This is a genomic window from Rhodococcoides trifolii (assembly GCF_014635345.1).
GTDB lineage: Bacteria > Actinomycetota > Actinomycetes > Mycobacteriales > Mycobacteriaceae > Rhodococcoides > Rhodococcoides trifolii.
The window spans coordinates 383,396-407,058 of sequence record NZ_BMCU01000001.1 but is presented as its reverse complement, the minus strand read 5'-3'; the positions used below and the strand labels follow the sequence as shown (position 1 = coordinate 407,058).

The 23,663-nt window shown below is 65.6% G+C and carries 25 protein-coding genes; 12 read left to right on the top strand and 13 right to left on the bottom strand.

Going from position 1 to position 23,663, the window contains the following annotated elements:
* Positions 1-71: 71 nt before the first annotated feature.
* From IEW02_RS01920 to IEW02_RS01905, 4 genes are all read right to left on the bottom strand, one after another.
* Positions 72-1,520 carry a sugar ABC transporter permease gene (locus IEW02_RS01920; protein ID WP_188543016.1) on the bottom strand — a complete coding sequence of 483 codons (1,449 nt, stop codon included), beginning with the start codon at positions 1,518-1,520 and terminating at the stop codon, positions 72-74.
* Entirely contained in the window at positions 1,517-2,296 is a 780-nt protein-coding gene (locus IEW02_RS01915; RefSeq protein WP_188543015.1) for an ATP-binding cassette domain-containing protein, read from the bottom strand. The genes IEW02_RS01920 and IEW02_RS01915 overlap by 4 nt, the downstream gene beginning before the upstream one ends.
* Before the next feature lie 6 nt (positions 2,297-2,302).
* Positions 2,303-3,424 (bottom strand): sugar ABC transporter substrate-binding protein, encoded by a 1,122-nt coding sequence (locus IEW02_RS01910; RefSeq protein WP_188543014.1) that lies wholly within the window; start codon positions 3,422-3,424, stop codon positions 2,303-2,305.
* Positions 3,425-3,547: 123 nt separating this feature from the next.
* Positions 3,548-4,627 (bottom strand): ABC transporter ATP-binding protein, encoded by a 1,080-nt coding sequence (locus IEW02_RS01905; RefSeq protein WP_188543013.1) that lies wholly within the window; start codon positions 4,625-4,627, stop codon positions 3,548-3,550.
* A 165-nt stretch (positions 4,628-4,792) separates the two neighbouring features.
* Here IEW02_RS01905 and IEW02_RS01900 point away from each other — a divergent pair, with 165 nt between their 5' ends.
* Positions 4,793-5,605 carry an NAD-dependent epimerase/dehydratase family protein gene (locus IEW02_RS01900; RefSeq protein ID WP_188543940.1) on the top strand — a complete coding sequence of 271 codons (813 nt, stop codon included), beginning with the start codon at positions 4,793-4,795 and terminating at the stop codon, positions 5,603-5,605.
* Position 5,606: 1 nt separating this feature from the next.
* On the opposite strand, the gene IEW02_RS01895 is transcribed toward IEW02_RS01900, so the two are convergent.
* Positions 5,607-6,785: a hypothetical protein gene (locus IEW02_RS01895; RefSeq protein WP_188543012.1), complete on the bottom strand. Its 1,179-nt coding sequence runs from the start codon at positions 6,783-6,785 to the stop codon at positions 5,607-5,609.
* Between the two features lie 43 nt (positions 6,786-6,828).
* Here IEW02_RS01895 and IEW02_RS01890 point away from each other — a divergent pair, with 43 nt between their 5' ends.
* The 6 genes from IEW02_RS01890 (at position 6,829) to IEW02_RS01865 (ending at position 13,194) form a co-directional block, all read left to right on the top strand.
* Positions 6,829-7,866 carry a dienelactone hydrolase family protein gene (locus IEW02_RS01890; protein WP_188543011.1) on the top strand — a complete coding sequence of 346 codons (1,038 nt, stop codon included), beginning with the start codon at positions 6,829-6,831 and terminating at the stop codon, positions 7,864-7,866.
* 145 nt (positions 7,867-8,011) lie between these two features.
* On the top strand, positions 8,012-8,959 hold the full coding sequence (locus IEW02_RS01885) for a carbohydrate ABC transporter permease (protein ID WP_188543010.1): 948 nt from the start codon (positions 8,012-8,014) through the stop codon (positions 8,957-8,959).
* 6 nt (positions 8,960-8,965) lie between these two features.
* Positions 8,966-9,847, top strand: a complete 882-nt coding sequence (locus IEW02_RS01880; RefSeq protein WP_188543009.1) for a carbohydrate ABC transporter permease — start codon at positions 8,966-8,968, stop codon at positions 9,845-9,847.
* 2 nt (positions 9,848-9,849) lie between these two features.
* Positions 9,850-11,175, top strand: a complete 1,326-nt coding sequence (locus tag IEW02_RS01875) for an ABC transporter substrate-binding protein (RefSeq protein WP_188543008.1) — start codon at positions 9,850-9,852, stop codon at positions 11,173-11,175.
* Between the two features lie 12 nt (positions 11,176-11,187).
* The gene (locus IEW02_RS01870) at positions 11,188-12,348 is read left to right on the top strand and encodes an enolase C-terminal domain-like protein (RefSeq protein WP_188543007.1); all 1,161 of its coding nucleotides are present in this window, start codon (positions 11,188-11,190) and stop codon (positions 12,346-12,348) included.
* Between the two features lie 45 nt (positions 12,349-12,393).
* Complete coding sequence (locus IEW02_RS01865; RefSeq protein ID WP_188543006.1) at positions 12,394-13,194, top strand: IclR family transcriptional regulator; 801 nt, start codon at positions 12,394-12,396, stop codon at positions 13,192-13,194.
* Between the two features lie 7 nt (positions 13,195-13,201).
* Here the strand turns inward: IEW02_RS01865 and IEW02_RS01860 are convergent, their stop codons facing one another.
* Positions 13,202-14,350, bottom strand: coding sequence for an L-talarate/galactarate dehydratase (locus IEW02_RS01860; protein ID WP_268236706.1), 1,149 nt, complete (start codon positions 14,348-14,350; stop codon positions 13,202-13,204).
* A 221-nt stretch (positions 14,351-14,571) separates the two neighbouring features.
* Complete coding sequence (locus IEW02_RS01855) at positions 14,572-15,963, bottom strand: xylulokinase (RefSeq protein ID WP_188543005.1); 1,392 nt, start codon at positions 15,961-15,963, stop codon at positions 14,572-14,574.
* Here IEW02_RS01855 and IEW02_RS01850 point away from each other — a divergent pair.
* Both IEW02_RS01850 and IEW02_RS01845 read left to right on the top strand, forming a co-directional pair.
* Positions 15,932-16,723, top strand: coding sequence for a TetR family transcriptional regulator (locus IEW02_RS01850; protein ID WP_229745727.1), 792 nt, complete (start codon positions 15,932-15,934; stop codon positions 16,721-16,723). The two genes, IEW02_RS01855 and IEW02_RS01850, sit on opposite strands and share 32 nt — an antisense overlap.
* A gap of 88 nt (positions 16,724-16,811) precedes the next feature.
* Complete coding sequence (locus IEW02_RS01845; RefSeq protein WP_188543004.1) at positions 16,812-17,969, top strand: acyl-CoA dehydrogenase; 1,158 nt, start codon at positions 16,812-16,814, stop codon at positions 17,967-17,969.
* 147 nt (positions 17,970-18,116) lie between these two features.
* Here IEW02_RS01845 and IEW02_RS01840 read toward each other — a convergent pair whose 3' ends face one another.
* The 4 genes from IEW02_RS01840 to IEW02_RS01825 all read right to left on the bottom strand — a co-directional run bounded on the left by IEW02_RS01840 (position 18,117) and on the right by IEW02_RS01825 (position 20,639).
* Entirely contained in the window at positions 18,117-18,488 is a 372-nt protein-coding gene (locus IEW02_RS01840; protein WP_188543003.1) for an RNA-binding S4 domain-containing protein, read from the bottom strand.
* Positions 18,485-18,976 (bottom strand): metallophosphoesterase family protein, encoded by a 492-nt coding sequence (locus IEW02_RS01835; protein WP_188543002.1) that lies wholly within the window; start codon positions 18,974-18,976, stop codon positions 18,485-18,487. The genes IEW02_RS01840 and IEW02_RS01835 overlap by 4 nt, the downstream gene beginning before the upstream one ends.
* Positions 18,977-19,735, bottom strand: a complete 759-nt coding sequence (gene fabG / locus IEW02_RS01830) for a 3-oxoacyl-ACP reductase FabG (protein ID WP_188543001.1) — start codon at positions 19,733-19,735, stop codon at positions 18,977-18,979.
* Positions 19,736-19,901: 166 nt separating this feature from the next.
* Entirely contained in the window at positions 19,902-20,639 is a 738-nt protein-coding gene (locus IEW02_RS01825; protein WP_188543000.1) for a lysophospholipid acyltransferase family protein, read from the bottom strand.
* A 102-nt stretch (positions 20,640-20,741) separates the two neighbouring features.
* On the opposite strand from IEW02_RS01825, the gene IEW02_RS01820 reads away from it, so the two are divergent.
* Positions 20,742-21,032, top strand: a complete 291-nt coding sequence (locus IEW02_RS01820; RefSeq protein ID WP_188542999.1) for a hypothetical protein — start codon at positions 20,742-20,744, stop codon at positions 21,030-21,032.
* 26 nt (positions 21,033-21,058) lie between these two features.
* Positions 21,059-21,850, top strand: coding sequence for a UbiA family prenyltransferase (locus IEW02_RS01815; RefSeq protein ID WP_229745726.1), 792 nt, complete (start codon positions 21,059-21,061; stop codon positions 21,848-21,850).
* 7 nt (positions 21,851-21,857) lie between these two features.
* Here IEW02_RS01815 and IEW02_RS01810 read toward each other — a convergent pair whose 3' ends face one another.
* Entirely contained in the window at positions 21,858-22,058 is a 201-nt protein-coding gene (locus IEW02_RS01810; RefSeq protein ID WP_188542998.1) for a hypothetical protein, read from the bottom strand.
* A 152-nt stretch (positions 22,059-22,210) separates the two neighbouring features.
* On the opposite strand from IEW02_RS01810, the gene IEW02_RS01805 reads away from it, so the two are divergent.
* Positions 22,211-22,891 (top strand): dienelactone hydrolase family protein, encoded by a 681-nt coding sequence (locus IEW02_RS01805; RefSeq protein ID WP_188542997.1) that lies wholly within the window; start codon positions 22,211-22,213, stop codon positions 22,889-22,891.
* Here IEW02_RS01805 and IEW02_RS01800 read toward each other — a convergent pair.
* A complete protein-coding gene (locus IEW02_RS01800; RefSeq protein WP_188542996.1) occupies positions 22,888-23,574 on the bottom strand; it encodes a M50 family metallopeptidase in 687 nt (228 codons plus the stop codon). The two genes, IEW02_RS01805 and IEW02_RS01800, sit on opposite strands and share 4 nt — an antisense overlap.
* Positions 23,575-23,663: the final 89 nt, after the last annotated feature.

Genomic DNA, 23,663 nt, shown 5'->3' with positions numbered 1-23,663 from the left:
CGCGGTCCGGTTGGCTCGACGGATTCCGTCGGGTCGAGTTCCCCTGTCTTCGCGGGCAACTCGCCGCGGACTCATCGCGCAACAGGTGACCTGCGACGAGACAGAGCATCCACGCTGGCGGCGAGGAGCAGGACCAGACCCGTGACGATGGAGACCACCGCCGCGGACTGACCTTGCAATCGCAAGCCGTTGTCGATGATCGCGATGACGGCGGCGCCGATCACTGCGTCCCGAACTCGACCTCGCCCACCGAACAGTGACGTTCCACCGATGACCGCAGCTCCGACCGCGAACAGCAGCGTATTACCGCCGCCCGCTTGCGGATCCACCGAACCGACCTTCGACGCCGCCACGATGGCACCGACCGCCGCGATGGTCGACGACACGATGAAGACGCTCATCCGAATTCGTCGCACGTCGATGCCGGCTCGACGAGACGCTTCCGCGTTGCCGCCCACGGAGTAGACATGCCGACCGTAGGAGGTGCGATCCAGAACGAACGTGGCGATCACCAGGATCACCACCACGATCGGAACCACGTAGGGGATGCCGGAGATGGTGAGCAGAGCCGGGTTCGGGCTTCGGTTCACCGTCATCGCCCACGTGGCCAACGCGCCGAAGACCACGAGGGCACCGATCTTCAGCGCCAGCAAGGCGGTCGGCGGAGCGATCAGACCCTTGCGAATTCGGCTTCGCTGCCGGATGAGGTTGACCGCGGCGTAGCCACCGACCACGACGGCGAACAACACCCAACTCGCCCAGGCGGGCAGACTGCGGTTCGCGATTGCGAAGAGCACCGTGTTGTCGGACAGACCGAGAGTGCCGCCCTCACCGATCAATTGGAGCACGACACCGCCCCAGGCGAGGAACAGAGCCAGTGTCACGACGAACGACGGAATGCCGACCCGCGAGACGAGGAACCCCGTCAGACACCCGATGGTGCCGCCGACACACACTGCCAACAGGATCTCGATCCACGGATTGGCCGGTACGCCGATCAGGGCGATGAGCAGGGCGATCGCCGCGAGGACGGTGCCCGCCCACAACTTCGTGATGGCCGCCAGGACACCACCGACCAGGAGCACCGCGCAGAACACGATGAACACGCCGGTTCCCATGCCGCCCAGAAGGTTTCCTCCCTGCGTGTAGTGCAGGGCCAGCACCGCGGCCGCGACACCGGATCCGGTACCGGCCGACAGATCGATCTCCCCGAGAAGGAGAACGAACACCAGTCCCATACCGATGAGCGCCGTGGCTGCGCCCTGCGTGAGCAGGTTCGCCAGATTGTTCAGCGTCAGAAACTGATCGGACAGCGCGGTGAACACGATGAGCAGTACGACCAGTCCGGCGAGAGCGGGCAGGGCGCCCAACTCGCCGCCCCGCAAGCGGGCCACGTAATCGCGGCCCGCTCCGGAGAAGGACTGCTGCTCGGTGTCGATCGAGAAGTCGCTCCCCGCTTGGCTTTCCGGGGAGGCCGGAGGCCGGTCGGCATTTCCCGGCGTTCCCACGTCGGCTGTCATATCGTCACTGCTTTCGCTTCTGCCTTGGCCAATCCGAGGTCGCCGGATCGGCCGGTGGTGATGAGTTCGACGATCTGTCCGACGCTCACGTCCTCCGCACGCACCTGCGCGGCCATGCGCCCGAGGAACAGGGCGGCAACCGAGTCGGCTACCTCCTTGACGTCGTTCATGTTGTGGCTGATGAGGAGAACACCGACGCCGGAGTCGGCGAGGCGCCGAACCAGATCGAGTACCTGCCTCGTCTGCGCGACGCCCAGCGCGGCGGTCGGCTCGTCGAGCAGAACCACCTTGCTCTGCCACAGAACGGATTTGGCGATGGCCACCGTCTGGCGCTGTCCACCGGACAGCGCAGCCACGGGCATCCGAACCGACTTGACCGTTCGGACCGACAACGACGCGAGGGTGTCTCGCGCCGCCTGCTCCATCGACGCCTCGTCGAGCAAGCCCTTGGACGTTCGCTCGCGTCCGAGGAACATGTTCTGCACGATGTCGAGGTTGTCGCAGAGCGCGAGGTCCTGATACACGACCTCGATACCCAGCGCCGCAGCATCTTTCGGACTACCGACGACCACCGGCTCGTCGGCGAAGAGCGTCTCGCCCGAGTCGGTGCCGTGAATCCCGGCGATGCACTTGACGAGCGTCGACTTGCCGGCGCCGTTGTCACCGACGAGCGCCGTCACCTCACCTGCCTTGATGGTGAGGTCGACGTCGTGCAGCACGTGCACCGGCCCGAAGCTCTTGTTGATACCTCGGAGTTCGAGGATCGAATCACCCATGTCCGGTCAGGAGATTCCGGCAGTGGCACACGCCTGCGCGAGGTCACCCGAGCAGAGATCGCTCGCCGATACCGCACCGCCGTCGACGGCCACCTTGACGTTGTCCTTGGTGATCGTGACCGGGGTCAGGAGCACCGACTTGACCTGACGGTTGCCCGTCGGATCCTCCGATGTGGCAGTCGCTTTGGCGTCGGCCGCGGCGGTGTCACCCTTGGCGAGATCGATCGCGAGCTCGGCTGCTGCCGCTGCTTCCTGCGCGACGTCCTTGTAGACGGTCATGCACTGGTCGCCGCGGAGCACCGCCTTGAGGCCGTCCTCGGTCGCATCCTGTCCCGTGACGGGAACCTGACCGTTGAGGCCGTTCTTCTGCAGCACCGTGATGACCGCACCGGCGAGACCGTCGTTGGCCGCGAGGACACCGTCGACCTTGCCACCGTTGGCGGTGAGGAGCTGCTCGAACGTGGTGCCGCCGACCTGGTTGTCCCACTCGGGGATTGCCTGGTCGCCCGCGAGACGCAGGTCGCCCGCGTCGTACTTGGGCTGGAGAACCTCGAGCGCACCGGCCTTGAAGAGGGTCGCGTTGTTGTCCGTGGGCGAGCCGTCGATCTGGATCACCTGCGCGCCGGGCTTGGCGCCGATGCAGTCGACCAGACCCTGCCCTTGCAGGTTGCCGACGGTATTGGAGTCGAAGGACACGTAGTAGTCGGCGGATCCGCCGAGGGTGAGGCGGTCGTAGTCGATGGTGGCGACGCCGGCTTCTTTCGCCTTCTTCTGCACTGCCGCACCGGATTCGGACGACAGGTTGCTCATCAGAATCACCTTGGCACCCTGACTGATCATCGAGTCGGCGATGGAGGAGAACTTGGTGGTGTCTCCCTCGGCGTTCTGGATGATCGGGTCGAGGCCCGCGTCCGACAGCGCCTTCTGCAGGAGCGGGCGGTCCTGCGACTCGTATCGGGCCGAGGACTTGGTGTCCGGGAGGATGACGCCTACCTTGGTTCCGCCGTTGCCGCTGCCGCCACTGTCGGACGATCCACTGTCGCCGCCACTGCTGTTGCTGCCACAGGCGGTCACGGCGAGCATGATTCCGACGCCGGCCACTGCGACGGCGATTCTCGTGTTCTGCATGTCGAAAAATGTCCTTCCGGTCCAGCCGGCCCCGACGGCGCGGCTTTAGTTGCGAGCGACAACATAACCCGCACTGTGACCTGAACAACACTGTTTCGACAAAAGTGGTACGTACCAGATATGTCAGTCGACGAGGCGCTGGCCGGTGACCGTCGAGAAGAGGTGTGTGCGCTCGGCGGCGTACGACAACGTGATCGTCTCGCCGCGACGCGGAGGGATGCGCCCGTCGGCGCGCACGACGATGGGCTGCTGCGTGCCGTCGACGTCGGCCTGGCCGTAGACGTACGCGTCGGCGCCCAACTCTTCGACGACGTCGATGGTCACCTCGAGGCCCGGCCCCGTCGTGATCTCGAGATCCTCCGGTCGCACGCCCAGTGTCACCGAGCTCTCCCCGATTCCGGCGATGGCCGCTCGAGGAACCGGAACGACTGCGCCGCCGAAGCTGACGCCGCCGTCGACCAGTGGGAGTTCGAGCAGGTTCATGGCCGGCGAGCCGATGAATCCGGCGACGAAGACGTTGTTCGGGTGCGCGTACATCCGCCGGGGCGTGTCGCATTGTTGCAGCACACCGTCTTTCAGTACGGCAACGCGGTCACCCATGGTCATGGCCTCGACCTGATCGTGGGTGACGTACACGGTCGTGGTTCCGAGTCGGCGCTGCAGTGCCGAAATCTGAGCGCGGGTCTGCACCCGAAGCTTCGCGTCGAGGTTGCTGAGCGGTTCGTCCATCAGGAACACCTGCGGCTTGCGGACGATGGCGCGCCCCATGGCCACACGCTGACGCTGCCCGCCGGACAGCGCCTTGGGTTTGCGATCGAGGAACGTGGTCAGGTCCAGGATCTTGGCGGCGTCCTCGACGCGGCGCTTGATCTCGGCCTTGTCCTCACCGGCGATGCGCAGGCCGAATCCCATGTTCTCGCCGACCGTCATGTGCGGATAGAGGGCGTAGTTCTGGAAGACCATAGCAATGTCGCGATCCTTCGGCTGGAACTCGGTGACGTCCTTGCCACCGATGGTGATCGCGCCGCGGTCGACCTCTTCGAGTCCGGCAAGCATGCGCAACGACGTGGACTTCCCGCACCCCGACGGACCGACGAGCACCAGGAACTCACCGTCCTCGATTGCGAGATCGAGACTGTCGACCGCAGCCTTGTCGCTCCCGTCGAACAGTTTGGTGACATTCTCGAACGCAACTGTTGCCATGATGAGTGCTTCTCCTTCACCGGCAGGAACGTGCCGGACGATCCGAGTGGAAGTTCAATTTTGTTCACATTCGTGAACACCTGTCAGATAAGTGACTTCGGTTCGAAGTATGTACTAACGTGATGCGCAGCACAAGACATTGTCGACAACGAGAATCGAGTGAAAATGTCACGACTGCTCATCACCGGCGCCGCCGGCAACATGGGAAAGATGCTGCGGCCCTTGCTTCGTCAGCCAGATCGCACACTGCGGTTGTTCGACGTCGCCCGGATCACCGACCTCGACGACGCCACCGAGCAGTTCGTCCAGGGATCGGTCACCGACCGCGCAGCGGTCGCCGCCGCGGTCGACGGTGTCGACGCGATCCTTCATCTGGGCGGCCTCAGCACCGAGGACTCCTGGGCGAACATCCTCTCGATCAATGTCGACGGCACCCAGGCGATCTTCGACGCTGCCGTCACGCACGGGGTCACCCGCGTGGTCGCCGCGTCGAGCAATCACGCCGTCGGGTTCTGGACGCACGAGGAGGCCGGTGGCGAGCCACTCGCCGGTGACGTGTCGCCCCGACCCGACGGGTTCTACGGCTGGTCCAAGGCTGCAGTCGAGGCCCTGGGGAGGCTCTATCACGACCGGTTCGGTATCGACGTCGTCAATCTGCGCATCGGGTCGAGCTTCGAGAAGCCGCCGAACTACCGCGGTCTGGCCAGTTGGATGTCACCTGCCGACACCGCGCGGCTGATCGAGGCCTCACTGTCCGACAGCGCCAAGGGTTTTTACACCGTATGGGGGATCTCGAAGAACTCCCGCGCCTGGTGGTCGGGTGCGCAGGGCGAGGCCATCGGGTACCACCCGCGCGACGATTCGGAACAGTTCGCCGAGGAGTTCCTCGCCGATCACGAATGGACGTTCTCCGACCCGATCCTTCAACGCGTGGGCGGTGCGTTCTGCGACCACCCGCTCGGTCAGAGGATGCGCTGAGCTAGGAGTATTCCGCAATCACCGTTCCCAGCGCATCGAGCTGCGGCCGGTTGACGAGCCCGAGGTGGTAGAGGTGCAGTTCGTTCGCGCCGGCCGCGACCGTAGCGGCGACGTGCGCACCTATCTCGTCGAGCTTCTTCGGCGGCAGCACGGACACGTAAGCGCCGACGGCCACGCCATCCCCCACGAGAGCACGGGTCCGCTCTACCACCGACACGGTCTCGGCGGTTCCCGGCCATGCCGAGACGAGGACCGCGTCGACGTCCGCGGGCGCTGTCGACGTCAACGCCGGGGACGGCCCCGTCTTCCACGGATCGGGGTGCCCGTGGAGGGTGACGCGGAGGTCAGGCGACTGCTCGCGGACCGCGGCGAGAACCCCGCGTCGCAGTTCGTCGGCGTCGGCGTGCCGCACCGCGAGCACTGCGTCGGCTTCGTCGGAGCTCAGGACGTCGAGGATCGACGCGCCGGGGGACAGCGTTCCACCGGACAGCGCATCGACCCCGTCGCGGAGCTTGGCGACTACCTTCTGCGCGTCCACGCCGTCATCACCCCACGCGGCGAGTTCCCTTGGGGTGCAGCTGATCGACATCAGAGTGTCCCCGATTCCGGGAAAGGCACCGTCCGTCTTCTCGTGCGGCCCCACGTGCGCGAAGCCGAGCTGCCCGCAGGCCTCGATCGACACTCCGGCCAACTCGACACCGGCGATTGCCTCGGATGTGAGCGTTCGGGCATACGCGAGAATGTCGGGATGACCCGGTGCCAGCGCGTACGGGTATCGGTCGCCGTAACAGTTGACGACGGTGGCGCCCGGGTGGGCATGACCGAGTATCGTGCTGTGCGACAACACGATCCAGGCGTGTACGGCAATCCCCGCGTCGACGAGCACGCGCGCCGCGTCGGCGAATGCGTCCGAAGACCCACCCCAGGCAGCGGTGCGAGCGACAACCGCCTGCCCGTCCCAGGCCTCGGGCCGGAGCGGCCTGTACAGCGCTGCGTGGTGTGCGTCGACCACTTTGTGCTGTGGATGCAACGGGGTCGCCGCGCGGGTCGAGTGATAGCTCGCGGCCAGGGCGATCTCGTGGACACCGATCTCACGTACGCGGTCGACGAAGTGCGGGTCACCGAGCACGTCCCACGGATACGCGTGCGCGACGATGCGATCGACGGGTTTCTGGGACATGGGCGACCTCTCAAATGTTCACCAACCAGGACGGAGTTCACACATGGGAACACATGATGTTGCCAACTGTCCACGATCGACGCTCCGCCGAGACATCCTGCGCGCACTCGGCATGCCCCCGGACCTGCCGACGAGAGTCCCGACGGTCACCCGCGGGCGAACCTGGACCCGCGATGGTGTCGACGGCACCGAACTGCGCTGGGCGAGTACGCACGCCTGGCTGCTGCGCCCCGCCGGCACCGCCCACACCGCACTGCCCGCAGTGTTGCTCATGCACGGCCACGACGGCGTGAAGCGCTACGGAAAGGAGAAGGTCGCCGACGGTCCCGACGGCACAGCGCCGGGAGTGGCCGCTCTGCGCCGACACGGGTACGACGATCGATCCGTCGCGTCCGGCCTGGTCGGGGCCGGTTTCGTCGTCCTCGTGCACGACGTGTTCCCGTGGGGAAGTCGGCGCGTCGAGTGGGACGAATTCCCGGAACGTGCACGCCGCGCGGGGGCGCTGTTCACCGACGACAGTGCTCGATACGAGGCAGCGGCCCGCGAGCACGAGCACGGTCTGGCGAAGATCGGCGTCCTCACCGGTCGATCGTTGGCGGCACAGATTCTGTTCGAAGATGTTGTCGCCCTGTCGGTTCTCCGCGCCGACCCGGGAGTCGACGCGTCCCGCGTGGCTGCGACGGGATTTTCCGGCGGCGGAGCTCGCGTGGCCCATCTGCTGGCAGCGGCGGACCTGGCGGCCGGGGTGATCACGGCGTCGATGAGTACGTTCGCCGACATCGCCGACGGTCACGCCGACGACACCACCTGGTCGATGATCTCGCCGGGCCTTCCGGCTGTGTGCGACTGGCCAGATGTCGCCGCGTCCGCCGCGCCGTCGCCCCTGTTGGTCCAATTCGCCCGAGGCGACACCCATTTCGGTGCGCAGGGGATGCGCGGCGCCGAGGTGTCGCTTCAACGCACGTACCAGGGGTCGAACTCGCTGACCACGCAGTGGTTCGACTGCGGTCACCGCTTCACGGCCGACATGCAGGACGCGGCTGCCCGTTGGCTCAGCGCACGTATGACCGATCACCCTTGACATGCCTTGTGACTGCCGTCATAGTGAGTCCAGCAATTCACATATTGGAAGTCAGTTCATATATGTGAACGCCTAGAACCCAGCAGATCCTCGGACCCAGACCCGCCGGCCGCACGCCGGCCCCGAATACTTCGGAGCGTCAACCATGGTCACCACCATTCCCCCTCGCTCGGGAGGGACGCCCGCGCACAGCGCCTCCCCCGCGCCGACAGTACGGCGCCGCCGCCGAATCTCGGCCCCCTACATTCTGATCGCACCGGTCGTCATCCTGCTCGTGGTGTTCATCTTCTACCCGGTGGGCAGCGTCTTCTACTACAGCCTGCAGTTCTACAACCCGACGACGCCGTGGGACAACGGTTTTGCCGGGCTGGAGAACTTCAAGCTGATGTTCGCCGACGACCTCTTCTGGAACAGCCTCGTGGTGACCGCCAAATGGGTCGCCTTCCAGGTCGTCTTCCAGCTGATCCTCGGACTCGGACTGGCTCTGCTGGTCAACGAGGTGTTCCGCGGTCGCGGACTGGCCCGAGCCCTGGTCTTCTCTCCCTGGGCCGTGTCGGGCGTTCTGACCACCGGCATCTGGCTTCTCATCTACAACCCGTCGACCGGCCTGTTCAAGCTGCTCGGAAACATGGGCATCGGCGACGGCACGGCAGCACCCATCGCGGATCCGGACACGGCATTCTGGGCGACCGGCGTTGCCGAATTGTGGCGCGGCGTACCGTTCTTCGCGATTCTCATCCTCGCCGAGCTCCAGAGCGCACCCAAGGATCTCTACGAGGCGGCCAACGTCGACGGAGCGAATCGGTGGCAGCGATTCCGCTTCGTCACCTTGCCTCACCTCAAGGCAGTCATCATTCTCTCGACGCTTCTTCGCGGCGTCTGGGAGTTCAACAACGTCGACCTTCTCTACACCCTGACCGCAGGCGGGCCGGCGGACGTCACGACCACACTGCCGCTCTACGTCTCTCAACTCGCCACCACCGCACAGGACTTCGGATACGGGTCGGCTCTGACCACCGTTGCGTTCGTGATCCTGCTCTTCTGCTCGATCCTCTACTTGCGCCTGAGCAAGTTCAACAGTGACAAGGCCTGATCTTTCATGACCACTACCGCCGACCGACCGGTTGTCCACACACCGGCCCACGATTCCCACGATGATCTACGCGTGTACAAGAAGAAGCCACGACTGTTCAGTGTCGGTCTTCCACTGGCCATCTACCTCCTGTTCACCCTCGTTCCGTTCTACTGGATGATCGTCTTCGCCTTCCGGCCCGCGGGCTCGAACTCGATGCTGCCCTGGCCCATCACGTTCGACCATTTCGACACCGTCTGGAACACACTGGGGTTCAGCTTCTTCTTCAAGAACAGCCTCATCGTCGCCGGACTGTCTCTCGTGCTCACCACCTTCGTGGCGCTGGCTACGGGATACGCATTGGCCCGCTTCAAGTTTCGCGCCAAGATCCCCTTGGTCATGGCGCTGCTGTGCAGTCAGTTCGTCCCCGGCGCGATGCTGCTGATCCCGCTGTTCCAGGTCTTTCGCGAGATGGGGTTGGTGAACAACCTTTTCGGGCTCATCGTCGCCGACACCGTCTTCCAGCTCCCCCTCGCCGCGATGCTGATGGCCGGCTTCATCTCGCAGATACCCGTGGAACTCGAAGAGGCCGCGATGGTCGACGGTTGCTCACGCCTGCAGGCGTTCCGAATCATCATGCTTCCGCTGTTGCGGCCCGGACTCATCGCGGTCGGCTCGTTCGCTTTCATCGGCAGCTGGAACAATTTCCTGTTCGGCCTGATGTTCATCAGCAGCCAGGACAAGTTCACTCTTCCAGTCGGTTTGAGCTACACCATCGGCTCCTACAACGTCGACTTCGGCGTTCTGGCGGCCGGTGGCCTCATCGCCGCAGTGCCCGTCGTCGCAGTCTTCGCCGTCATCCAGAAGTACCTCGTTCAGGGCCTCAGCGCCGGAGCGGTGAAGGGCTGATCATGAAGAATCACACGCTCACTCGTCGGACCTTCCTGGTCGGCGCCGTCGCCACGCTCGTGCTCGCCGGGTGCGGCTCGGAGACCAGCCTGCCCGACGGCGCACTCGGCGACCCGAACAGCGGCACCCTCACGTTCTGGGACAACAACGCCGGTCCCGATCGAACTCCGCTGTACGAGGAACTGATCCGCCGCTTCGAATCCGCCAATCCTGGCATCGACATCGAGTACGTCGGACTCCCGTCGGACAGTGCGCAGCAGAAATACCAGACTGCCCTGGCGGGCGGATCCGCTCCCGATCTGGGCATCGTCTCCACCGCGTACCTGGCGCCTCTCGTCGCCCAGAACGCCGTCATCCCGCTCGACGACTTCATGGCCGCGTCCCCGCAAAAGGACGAGTACGACCCGAAGATCATCGAGTCGGCAATGGAGTCCGGCGGCGGTGAGAATCTGTACGGGCTGCCGTTCACGTCGAACAACGCGACGCTCTGGTATCGAGCCGACTGGTTCGACGAAGCCGGCATCGAGCCTCCGGACACGTGGGACGAGTTCTACGACGCGGCCGACGAACTCACCGACAAGTCGGACGGACGTTACGGTTTCACCATCCGCGGCGGCGCCGGGTCCATCTACCCACTGCTCCAGCACATGTTCGCCACCACCGGAATCGACAACTTCTTCGACGGCAGCGAGTCCACGGTCAACCGGCCCGAGATGGTCGAAGCGATCGAGCGATTCGCCGCGCTGTACGACGTCGACACCCCCACCGCGGACGTGAACAACGGTTTCCCGCAGATGGTGGCCAGCTTCGGCGGCGGGTCGGTGGCCATGATGCAACACAATCTCGGGTCCTTGAGCAACCACAAGAAGTCGCTCGGCGACAAGGTCGGAGCGGTGGCCCTTCCGTTGGCGGACAACGGTGTTCGCACGGTCATGACCGACCCCTTCCCCTCGTACACGGTCTTCAAGAGCAGTCAGCACCAGGCCGCAGCGTGGAAGTTCCTCGAATTCATGACCTCACCGGACTCGCAGGCGTACTGGAACGAGAACGTCGGGCAGATCCCGGTCAACACCATCGCTCGTTCGGCGCCGTCGTTCGCCGAGATGCCGTCGGTGCAGGCTGCGCAAGCCGCGCTCGACGACCCCGACACCGTCCTGGTCACGCCCCCGGACTACCTGCCCGACTTCGGCAAGATCGTCCAGGTGCAGATGCTCGGACAGTGGCAGAAGGTGCTCATCGGGCAGATCAGCGCGCAGGATTTCGCCGACGACTTCGCGGAGAAGCTCAATCGGAGCAAGGCCAAATACGATGCCCGTCAGGGCAATTAGGGGAGCATCTTCATGTCGAGTGTGATCGAACAAGTCGCCGTACAGGTGTTCAAGACCGAAGCACGAACCTCCGTCGACGCCTACGGGCACCGCCACCCCGGCCCGTCCGTCCAGACGCTGCAGGCACTGCTCCGCATCACCGATTCCGACGGGGTCAGCGGCTACGCCGTCGGCAAGCCCAACTATCTGCGGCAGGACCAGGTGGAGCAGTCGTTCCGATCGGTTCTGATCGGAACCGATCCGCTGGCTCGCGAAGCGATCGAGACCATGTTCGCCGTCCGCCAGCGCACCAAGGCCGTCGAACTTCCGGAGCACACACTCAGCTACGTCGATCAGGCGTTGTGGGATCTTGCCGGCAACAAGTTCGACACCCCGGTGTGGAAACTGTTGGGCGGCGCCCGTTCGGAGGTGAAGGCATACGCGAGCACCATGTGCGGGGACGACATCGAGGGCGGTCTGTCCTCACCGCAGGACTACGCCGACTTCGCTGTGACACTGAAGGATCGCGGCTACCGAGGCATCAAACTCCACACGTGGATGCCGTCGCACCGCGGTGCTCTGGATGTCCACCGCGACATCGAGGCGTGCGCTGCGGTGCGAGACGCCGTCGGACCGGGATTCTCGCTGATGTTGGACGGCTACCACTGGTACTCCCGGATGCAGGCGCTCACCATCGGTCGTGAACTGGATCGGTTGAAGTTCGACTGGATCGAGGAGCCGATGGACGAGTTCTCACTGCGTTCGTACAAGTGGCTCGCCGATCAGATCGACACCCCGGTGATCGGCCCGGAGACCACGCCGGGACGGCACCGCTCTCGATCGGAGTGGATCGTCAACGACGCCTGCGACATTCTGCGGGTGGGCGCGATGAACGGCGGCGGCATCACCCCTGCGCTCAAGACCGTGCACATGGCGGACGGCTTCGGGCTGGACTGCGAGATCCACGGCAACGGGGCACCCAACCTTGCCCTCGTGGGCGGAGCCACGAACGTCGCCTGGTACGAACGCGGACTGCTGCACCCGCACACCGACTACGACTGGGTGCCGCCGCACCTGAAGTCCATCGTCGACCCGATAGACGAGAACGGGATCGTCCACATGCCGACGCGTCCCGGTCTCGGCGAGGAGTACGACCACACCTACGTGGCCGAAAACCTCGTGTCGGAATACTGACCTGCCGGTGACAACGGCGGGTTCACGATGAGGAACACTGTCGTCATGGTGAACGATGTCGCGTCCGGACCCGCTTCGGACAGCCAGCCGGCGGTCAAGTCGGCGGAGCGCACCATCCACATTCTCGAGACCCTGGCCGCATCCCCGACGCGCATGAGTCTCGGCGAGCTGCAGGTGGCGTGCAAGTACCCGCGTTCGAGCTTGCACGCCCTCCTGCGCACGCTGAAGGAACTTCGTTGGATCGAGGCGGACGAGTCCGGTTCGCGGTACGGCATCGGTACCCACGCTCTCCTGACCGGCACGTCGTACCTCGACAAGGATTCCGTCGTCGGTCGGGCGGCTGCGGTCCTCGAGGCGCTGCGCTCGGATGTCCGCCACACGGTCCATTTCGCCCGCCGCGACGAGGACAGTGTCATCTACCTCGCGAGCCGCGGATCGAAGCTCGAGGTGCGGCGCATGCACCGCGTCGGGCGCAAGCTGCCGTGCCACGTCACGGCTCTGGGGCAATCGCTCCTCGCCGAGCTGACAACCGACGAGGTCGAACAGCTTCTACCCGCCACGTTGGAGCGGTACACGAAGAACTCCATCGTCGACCGCGCCGAGCTGATCACCGAACTGGGTGCCGTACGGCGGCGCGGCTGGGCTCTCGAACAGGAGCAGGGAACGGTCGGCGTGGTCTGCATCGCGACCGTGGTCCCCTACCGCATCCCGGCCACGGACGCCCTCAGCGTGTCGATGCCCGCCGAAGTCGCCTCCTACCCCGGCGAACTCGACCGCATCGCCCTCGTGCTCACCGAACACGCACAGGCATGGGCTCGGGAACTGCGCGCCGACGGTGTTCGATGACCCGGGCTCACTTGGTCACGGTTACCGTTCCCACCGTCCACGCCCGCGCCTGATCGCTGAGTGTGAAGCCCAACCCCGGTCGGCCGGAGAGGTGCATGCGGCCGTCTCGCGTCTCGAGGTGCTCGTCGAACAACGGATCGAGCCAGTCGAAGTGCTCCACCCACGTCTGCAACGGGTAGACCGCAGCCAGGTGCAGGTGAATCTCCATCGCGAAGTGTGGAGCCAGCTGAAGGTTGTGATGCTCGGCCAACCCGGCGAGTTTGAGGAACTGAGTGATGCCGCCGATGCGGGGCGCATCCGGTTGGAGGATGTCGACCGAACCGGCCTCGATCAGACGTAGGTGCTCCCCGACGCTCGCCAGCATCTCACCCGTGGCGATGGAGGTATCGAGGCTTCGCGCGAGCTGCGCATGCCCCTCGGCGTCGTATGCGTCCAAAGGTTCTTCGATCCACACCAGGTTGAACTGCTCGAAGATGCGCCCCATACGCTGGGCCGTCGGGCGGTCCCACTGTTGGTTCGCATCGACCATCAGCGGCACGTCGTCGCCCAGGAACTCCCGCACTGCGGTGACGCGGGCGATGTCCTTGCGCCAATCCGGTTGTCCCACCTTCAGTTTGATTCCACCGATGCCGTTCGCCAACGACGCTGCGGCATTCTCGATGACCTCGCCGATCGGGGTGTGCAAGAACCCGCCGGACGTGTTGTACGTCTGAACGGAATCGCGTGACGCCCCGATCAGCTTGGCCAGTGGCAGGTTCGCGCGCTTGGCCTTGAGATCCCACAGCGCGATGTCGATCGCGGCAATGGCCTGAGTCGCAACACCACTGCGGCCGACGGATGCGCCGGCCCACACGAGTTTCGTCCAGATCTTGCCGATGTCGTTGGGGTCCTCGCCGATCAGAACGGGCGCAATCTCCTGTGCGTGCGCGAACTGGGCCGGTCCGCCCGCGCGCTTGGAGTAACTGAACCCGATTCCCTCGTGTCCCTGTTCGGTGCGGAGCTCCACGAACAGGAACACCACCTCCGTCATCGGCTTCTGCCGGCCGGTGAGCACCTTCGCGTCACTGATCGGATTCTTCAGCGGCAGAACGACGGACGAGAGCGTGATCTCCGCAATGCGGTCGAGAGTGGCGTCGCCGGACGCGAGCGCTTTCACGGCCGCGTCGGGCGCACTCAAACCGCTCGTGGGCCGCGTGACGGTGGACGTGTTGGCAATGGTGTCGGTGGACACGTGAGACTCCTCTGATCGTTCGTCGCAACCTGAACGAGCCGACGTGTTGACGACTCCACATGCGCTGTGTCACAACGTTAGGGACGTCTTTCATTGCTGTCCAACACCGAATTCGGATCTATTCATCCAATAAAGGTATTGCTGATCTACACCCCGTCGGTCAGGTCGCGGACCTCGGCGTAGCGCTGCCGCACCGCGGGCGTCGGATCCGCCTCGAACCGCGGGACGTCCGAGAATTCCCAGTTCGGCGGCTGATCCTTCCCGGACAGCACCCACGCCGCCTGCCGAGCGGCACCGTCGGCCACGTATTCCCCCGACGGCGGCACGTCGACCGGCACACCGAACACCGCAGGGGCGAGTAGGCGCAACGCTTCCGACTTGGCGCCGCCGCCGATCAGCACGACGCGTCGCACCGTCGCTCCCTGCTCCACCAGGTGGTCGATACCGTCGGCCAAGCTGCACAGCAACCCCTCGACCGCGGCGCGCGCCAGGTGGGCCGGTGTCGAATTCGTCAGGCGCAGACCGTGGATCGCCCCCGTGGCGTCCGGACGGTTGGGAGTGCGCTCGCCTTCGAAGTACGGCACCATCACCAGACCCTCACTCGTGGTGGACAGCGCCAATCGAGACAGCTCGTCGTGATCGACCCCCAGCATGCGCGCGGTGGCGTCGAGCACGCGTGCGGCGTTCAGAGTGCACACGAGTGGGAGGTGACGACCGGTGGCGTCGGCGAATCCGGCCACGAGTCCCGACGCATCCCTCGGGGCCACCGTCGCGACCGCCGACACCACACCCGATGTCCCGACGGACACGACCAGGTCGCCCTCTCGCGCACCGAGGGCAAGTGCGGCGGCCGCGTTGTCTCCGGTGCCCGGTCCGATGGTTGCGCCGGCGGAGGTGGTGCCGATCCCCTCGGACGGGCGTGCGACGCGGGGGAGTTCCGGTCGCCGCCCCCGAAACGCCAATTCGAGCAGATCGACGCGATACTCGTCGTCGCGGGCGGAGAAGTAGCCGGTCCCGCTCGCATCGCCGCGGTCCGTTGCGAGGGACGACAGGGACGACGCGCCGCCGAGGTGCCAGCTGAGCCAGTCATGTGGAAGGCATACTGCCGCAGTCCGATTCGCATGTTCCGGCTCGTTGTCGGCGACCCACCGCAACTTCGCCGCCGTGATCGAGGCGACCGGGACGACGCCTACCGCGTCGACCCATTGCTGCGCTCCGCCGAGCTCGGAGACGAGATCGTCCGCAGATGGTGCGGACCGGGTGTCGTTCCACAGCAACGCCGGTCGCACGACGGCGCCGGACTCGTCGAGGCAGACGAGTCCGTGCTGCTGCGCTCCGACCGCGACGGCGTCGACATCGTCGATCCCGCCTGCGGCGTCGATCGCAGCGTGGAGGGCGTCGAGCCAGCGCCGCGGGTCGACCTCGGTTCCGTCCGGATGGGCCGCCCGTCCGCTGCGCACCAGCTCACCGGAATCGGCATCTCGAACAACGACTTTGCAGGACTGGGTGGACGAATCCACCCCTGCGACGAGTGCCACTGCCAACTTCCTTCCACTGGGCGAGCGCTTCTTCACTCGCACCGTACGCGCCGGATACGGGCCCTCGTCGCGGTTCGGATACCGTGGCGACGTGGCCGCCGACGGACAGGACCCGGACGATTTCCGGATGACGGTGATGCTCGGTGCCCTCGACCTGTTCGAGTCGAAGGGGTACGAGGCGACGACGGTCGACGAAATCGCAGACGCCGCAGGCATTTCCCGCCGAACCTTCTTCCGGCAGTTCCGCGCCAAGGAAGACGTTGTGTTCGTGGACCACGACATCATGCTCGCGCAGGTCACCGAATACCTGTCCGAGGCCCACACCGATCCGCGTGCAGCCGTGGCCGAGGCAGCCGCGCGCGTGTTCGAGCGCTTCGCCGCGACGCTCGACACGGCACATCGCCGCTACACGATCGTGAAAGACGTTCCGACGCTGCGAGATCGGGAGATCGTGATGATCTTCCGGTACGAAGGTGTGTTCATGGACTACCTGCGTGGCGCGCTGCCGAACGTCGACGACCTCGAATTGGTCCAGTACGCCGCTGCGGTGACCGCGACGCACAACTACCTTCTGCGGCGCACGATCAGGGACGACAAGGTCATGAGCGTGGACGCGGTTCGCCACGTTCTCGCGGGCGTCCACGGGCGATTCGAGCCCCGAGACGACGGCGTCGTGGTGGCTGTTTTTCCGCGCGGAACATCCACTCGGTCTGTGACCGAGGCACTGGCCGAGCACCTGGAAGGTGACTCTCGGCACTGAGTGCCAAACCGGACTAGCTTCTGGGTTTACGTGGGTCTATCATCAGACTCACACTGACACTGCGTGCCACGCCCAGGAGGCAACCCATATGGCCGGCAATTCCGACTTCGATCTCTTCCAGCTGGGCGAGGAGCACGACGAGCTGCGCTCGGCCATCCGCTCCCTCTCGGACAAGGAAATCGCACCGTACGCCGCCGAGGTGGACGAGAACGAACGCTTCCCCGAGGAAGCACTGAAGGCACTCACCGCGTCGGGCTTCAACGCCATCCACGTCCCCGACGAGTTCGGTGGCCAGGGCGCCGATTCCGTTGCCGCGTGCATCGTGATCGAGGAAGTAGCACGCGTGTGCGGCTCGTCCTCGTTGATCCCGGCCGTCAACAAGCTCGGCACGATGGGCCTCATTCTCAGCGGAAGCGACGAGCTCAAGAAGCAGGTCCTCCCGTCGATCGCCGACGGTGCCATGGCGTCCTACGGCCTCTCCGAGCGTGAAGCGGGCAGTGACGCTGCGGCGATGCGCACGCGCGCCAAGGCCGACGGGGACGACTGGATTCTCAACGGCGCCAAGGCCTGGATCACCAACGCGGGTGAGTCCACCTGGTACACGGTCATGGCCGTCACCGACGCGGACAAGGGCGCCAACGGCATCTCGGCGTTCATGGTTCACAAGGACGACGAGGGCTTCTCGGTGGGACCCAAGGAGCGCAAGCTCGGCATCAAGGGAAGCCCCACCCGTGAGCTGTACTTCGAGAACTGCCGCGTCCCCGGAGACCGCATCGTCGGTGAGCCCGGCACCGGCTTCAAGACCGCGCTCGCCACTCTCGACCACACCCGTCCCACCATCGGTGCGCAGGCCGTGGGCATCGCGCAGGGCGCGCTCGACGCGTCCATCGCGTACACCAAGGACCGCAAGCAGTTCGGGAAGTCCATCAGCTCGTTCCAGGGCGTCGAGTTCATGCTCGCGGACATGGCGATGAAGATCGAAGCGGCACGCCTGATGGTCTACACCGCAGCGGCCCGGGCCGAGCGTGGCGAGAAGAACCTCGGTTTCATCTCCGCAGCATCGAAGTGCTTTGCCTCCGACGTCGCGATGCAGGTGACCACCGATGCCGTTCAGCTCTTCGGCGGCGCCGGCTACACCCGCGACTTCCCGGTCGAGCGCATGATGCGCGACGCCAAGATCACGCAGATCTACGAGGGCACCAACCAGATTCAGCGCGTCGTGATGTCGCGGGCGATTCTGCGCTAGCTCTTCCCGTTTCCGACTCAGGGGCACCCTCATACCGATAGATCGACTGAATGTGCCCTTGACTCACAGCACGTAGCTACTGAACACAAGTCAGGGGCACCCTCGGTCGATCCATCGACGTGAGGGTGCCCCTGAGTCAGCTTTGGGCTAAGGCGTGGGCGGCGTCTGCCCCCGCAACTTCTCCATCTCCCGACGGTCCCGCTTCGTCGGCCGTCCGGCCCCGCGATCGCGGACCGGCACGGCGGCGAACAGTTCCTTCGGCGGCGGGGGCGGGCTGCGGTCGATCATCGCCGTCGCGGCGACGGACGGCCCCACCCGCTTGCTCAGCAACTGCACCACCTCGACGATGCGTTCGCGCCCACCTGCCCACACTCGAACCTCGTCGCCGGGAACCACCGTCTGGGCCGGCTTGGCCGTCACGCCGTTGATCCGGACGTGACCGCCCCGGCACGCGGTCGCCGCCGCGGACCGCGTCTTGAACAGCCGGACCGACCACGTCCACGCGTCGACGCGGGTCACAACGCAACCAACTCGACGTCGCGAATTGCGCCGTCCGTGAGCGTCAGCGTCATGAAGGAACACACGGGTTGGCGTCGGCGGTCGGTGGGCGAACCGGGATTGAGCAGACGTAACCCGTTGTCGCACACAGTGTCCCACGGTATGTGACTGTGCCCGAAGATCAACAGGTCGACGTCGGGATAGGCCGCCGCCATCCGCTTCTCGCGTCCGGCCTTCCCGCCCGTCTCATGCGTGACGGCGACGCGCACGCCCTCGACCGTCCGACGGGCAACCTCGGGAAGACGTGACCGCACGTCGTCGCCGTCGTTGTTGCCCCAGCAGCCCAGGAAGTCCGACGACCGCGCCTCGAGCGAGTCGAGCAGGTCCGCAGACATCCAGTCGCCGGCGTGGATCACGAGATCTGCGTCGTCGACGGCCGCCCACACCGCGGCCGGGAGATCCCGTGCGCGGGTGGGAACGTGGGTGTCGGCCAACAATAGGACTCGCATCTAGTCGCGGGGGCCACCGGCGACGTAGACGACCTGGCCGGAGACGAACGACGCGCCTTCGCTGACGAAGAACGACGCCGTGTGCGCGATGTCCTCCGGCTGGCCGACGCGCTGCACCGGGATCTGTGACGCCGCACCCTTCTTGAAGTCCTCGAAGGGAACACCGACGCGTTCGGCGGTCGCGGCGGTCATCTCGGTCTCGATGAACCCGGGGGCGATGGCGTTGACGGTGACGTTGTAGCGGCCGAGCTCGATGGCGAGGGTCTTGGTGAAGCCCTGCATGCCGGCCTTGGCTGCGGAGTAGTTCGCCTGGCCCCGGTTGCCCAGCGCGGAGGTGCTCGAGAGGTTAACGATTCGGCCCCACTTGGCGTCGACCATGTGCTTCGAAGCAGCTTTCGACATCAGAAAAGATCCCCGAAGGTGAACGCCCAGAACGGAATCCCAATCGGTGGTCGTCATCTTGAACAGCAGGTTGTCGCGCGTGATGCCGGCGTTGTTGATCAGGACGGTGGGTGCGCCGAACTCGGAGGCGATGCGATCGACAGCTGCGTTCACCGAATCTTCGTCGGAGACGTTCGCCCCGACTGCGATGGCCTGGCCACCGGCCGACTGGATCTTCTCGACGGTGCCGGCGCACGCCGCCTCGTCGAGGTCGACGACGGCGATGCCGAAACCGTCGGCGGCGAGGCGCTGAGCCACGGCGGCTCCGATGCCTCGGGCGCTACCGGTGACGATGGCTGTCTTGATCTGATCGCTCACAACTGACCTTCCGTAAAGGGGCGTGCTCTCTCGTCCCTTTGTACCAAGCGCCGTGGGAGGTCGATCAGCCGAGATGCCGTGTGCGGATACCCGTCACCGCGTCGATGTCCAGGAGTGCGGGCGATCATCCTCTCGACCTCGCGAAATAGATAGGGCCACAGGGCGATCAGTACAGCTCCACCGCACGATCCACTGCAGCCTGCAACTTCTCGGCGACGTGCCTCGACATGTGAATCGGCTTCTCCGGCAACGGTTCCTCGGGTACGTCGACGTACACGCTCGCCGATTTCAGCGTTCCGGCGGCGGGTCCGTAGTGGAGCCCGATGACGACGAGGGCAGGGTCGACGCCCAGCGCGCGGGCACGCAGCGCGATGTGGCCGATTCCGCTTCCGACGGGTTGGAGGATGCGCGGGTCACCGTCGTTGCACGTTCCCTCGGGGAACACGGCGAGATCGTCACCGCGCCGCATACGTTCGGCGCAGACGTCCATCATGCGACTGCCGGCGGCGCTGACCGCACGCATTCCGTGGTTCTTGCCGCGAAAAACGGGGATGCTGCCCATCATCTCGATGCGACGCCGCTGCTTCGGATCCTCGAACAATTCGTCCTTGGCCAGGACCCGCGTTCGTCCGATGATCGGCCGCAACGGGCTGGCCCAGGCGGTGGCGGCGAGGGTGTACGGGTCGGTCTCGCTGACGTGGTTGACCGCGATCAGCAGGCGGCGCTCGTCGTAGACCAGCGCGCGCAGGCGCTCCCGAGCGGTATCGGCGTAACGGACCCGGGGGCGAAACCGTCGGGCAAGCACCTGGTAGGCGACACGCGCCAACCGGCGATTCTGCTGGTGGTCGAGGTAGAAGTCGTAGACGGCGTCGCTGTTGTCGAGGGTGACCGCTGGGCGCTCCATGAGCCATGAGCGTACTGACAGGACGCTGCCAGCGGACCCTCGAGTTTCGGGGCGACTGTGGAAGCCGTTGGAGAAGAACGGACCACGAGCAAAGGACCCACCATGAAGACCACCTTCCGCCGCCTCGCCGCCACGACGCTGATCGCCACCGCTCTCGCGGGTGGCGGTGCCGGCGTCGCGAACGCTGCCGTCGAACACACCGCACTGGTGCCGGACGTATCCGGCGACACCGTCGCTGGAGCGACGCAGGCCTTCGAAGCCGCCGGCTTCACCGACATCACGGTGACCGACACCGCCGTCGATCCGACCGTGGCCACGGTCACCGGATCCAACAATCTGCCGAACACCTACCAGTTCCTCGACGACGTGATCGTTCTACAGGTCGCGACCTAGGGCTCGTCCCCGCCTAGTGTCGAGTTGTGACGACCTTCGGCGCCCTCGCACGCAGCGCCCACCCGATGCCGGGCATCGCCGTCACTGCCCTCACCGCGGTCCTCGCGATCAGCGTCGGCGGATTCGACGCTCGAGTTCTGCCGATCGTCCTCGCCGTGTTCACCGGTCAGATGGTGGTCGGGTGGACGAACGACATCGTCGACCGGCATCGAGATGCGCAGACCGGCCGCACGGACAAGCCCATCGCACTGGGGACGATCGCGCCGGTACTCGTGGGGCGTTGGGCGACAGCGACATTCGCCGTGTGTGTCGTCTCGTCGCTGGCCTGCGGATGGGTACCCGGACTCGTTCACCTGGTGTTCGGTGTCGGCGCAGCGGTGGCCTACAACGTCGTTCTGAAGGCAACGGTCCTGTCGTGGCTGCCGTACACGGTGGCGTTCGGGGCGCTGCCGATCGTGGTCTACCTGTCTGTCGAACCGGGCGGTCTGCCACCCGCGTGGATGGTCGCGGTGGGCGGTCTGCTCGGATTCGGCGCGCACCTGGTGAACGTGCTTCCCGACCTGGCCGACGACGACGCGACGGGTGTGCGTGGATTCCCGCACCGGCTTCCGCGGAGAGCTGTGGCACCGGTGGCCGCGGCGGCGTTGGTCGTCGCATCCGTCGTCGGTGTGGTGGGGAGTGCGTCCCGGTGGGGATGGATCGTGCTCCCCGTGGTGATCGTTCTTGCGGTCGTGGCGTGCACCGGGCGATCGAAGACGCCGTTCTACGCCGCGATCGGTATCGCGGCCGTCGACGTGGTGATGCTGGTGGCTGCCTGAACCGCTGTCAGTTCTCGGGTGTCACGTCGTCGTTGTCCCGGAACACCAGGCACCCGTTGTCCAACGCAATTCCCCACCGATGGGCCTGCGCCCACTCGCGACTGATCGACCCGTCGAGGTTCGCGGCGAAATCCTGCACGATCTTGCCCGACTCGTCCTTCCAGGTCGACGGATCGGCCGTGCGGTCGGTCGAGTACTTGGTGCGCACACGCGATCCGACTGCGAGTGGCGGCGTCGTTGTTTCCCGCTCTGTTGACACCACGGTGTTCCTCCTCGAGATGGTTTAACGCAAGCAGGTATTCCCGGCGAAGTGGATATCCACACATCGTGCACCCGAACGGCTTGTGATGTGATCGAACCATGACGACCCCAGTGACCACGTTCTCCCCCGACGGAACCGCTCGCGGAGGTGTTGTCGTCGTGCAGGAGGCATTCGGCGTCACCGACCACATTGCCGACGTCTGCCGACGCTTCGCTGCCGCCGGTTGGGTGGCAACAGCTCCGCACCTGTTTCACCGCAGCGGGGATCCAGTCGTCGCGTACGACGACCTCGAGACGTCGATGCCCCTGATGAAGAAGCTGACGTCGGACGAGATCGACGAGGACATCGACGCGGCCGTCGACGAGCTGGCGTCGTACGGATTCGGGCCGTCCCAGTGCGCGGTCGTCGGGTTCTGCATGGGCGGCACCGTCTCGTTCGCCACCGCAGTCCGCCGGCCCCTCGGCGCCGCGGCGACGTTCTACGGCGGCGGAATTCGTGAGGGTCGTTTCGGTTACTCCTCGCTTCTGGACTCCGCACCCGACCTGCGCACGCCGTGGCACGGGTTCTTCGGAGACCAGGACAAGGGGATTCCAGTCGAGGAGGTCGAGGAACTGCGGATTGCGGCCGCCTCTGCGTCGGTCGACACCCGAATCGCGCGCTATCCCGACGCCGAGCACGGCTTTCACTGCAACGACCGCCCGGCGGTCTACAACGAGCGCGCCGCGCACGACGCGTGGTCCAAGACCTTGGACTGGTTCGACACCCACGTCGCGCGCTAGAAGGGATTGAGCAAACCCGCACCCGCAACCAGCGCCCCGACGGTGACGACGAGGAAGAAGCCCGTCCAGACTGCCGCCGGGAAGACGGTGAGCCGGGCGAGTTGGTCCGGGTCGGACGTTCGCGATCGTCGACGTCGCAATTCCAGCACCGGCCGCGGTCCCGCCATCAGAAGAAAGATCGCAATCAGGTAGGCGACGGCGATCTGCGCCTGGTCCGGAGCCCTCCACCCGACGGCACCCAGTGCCCCACCCGTCACGACGAGTGAGAAAGCCCCGTAGACGTTGCGGACCAGCACGAGCATCAGCGCGCAGACGGCGACCGCCGTCCACAACACGGCGACGATGTGGCCCGTGTTCAGGGTGAGAGCTGCGGCGAGTCCGAGCAGCGACGGGCCGACGTATCCGGCGGCGGTCATCAGGACGACTCCGATCCCGGTCGGTTTGCCCGACGAGATCGCGACGCCGGACGTGTCCGCGTGCAGGCGAACGCCGTGCAGGCGCCGACCCGTCAGCAGCGCCAGCAGAAGGTGTGCTCCTTCGTGCGCGATGGTGACGACGCCCCGGCTTCGTCGCCACGCGTTCGGCTCCAGAACGAGCAGGGCCGCGGCGACGACGACCGACACGACGACGGCGGTGCTCGGCGGAGGTCCGACGGCGGTGACCCGTTCCCAGAAGGCATTCATCGCTCGCCGAGGGTAGCTGCGGAATACGATCTGCCTATTCACGGTTGAGCCGTGCACAGGTAGTTGATCCATCAACTACATCCCTCAGG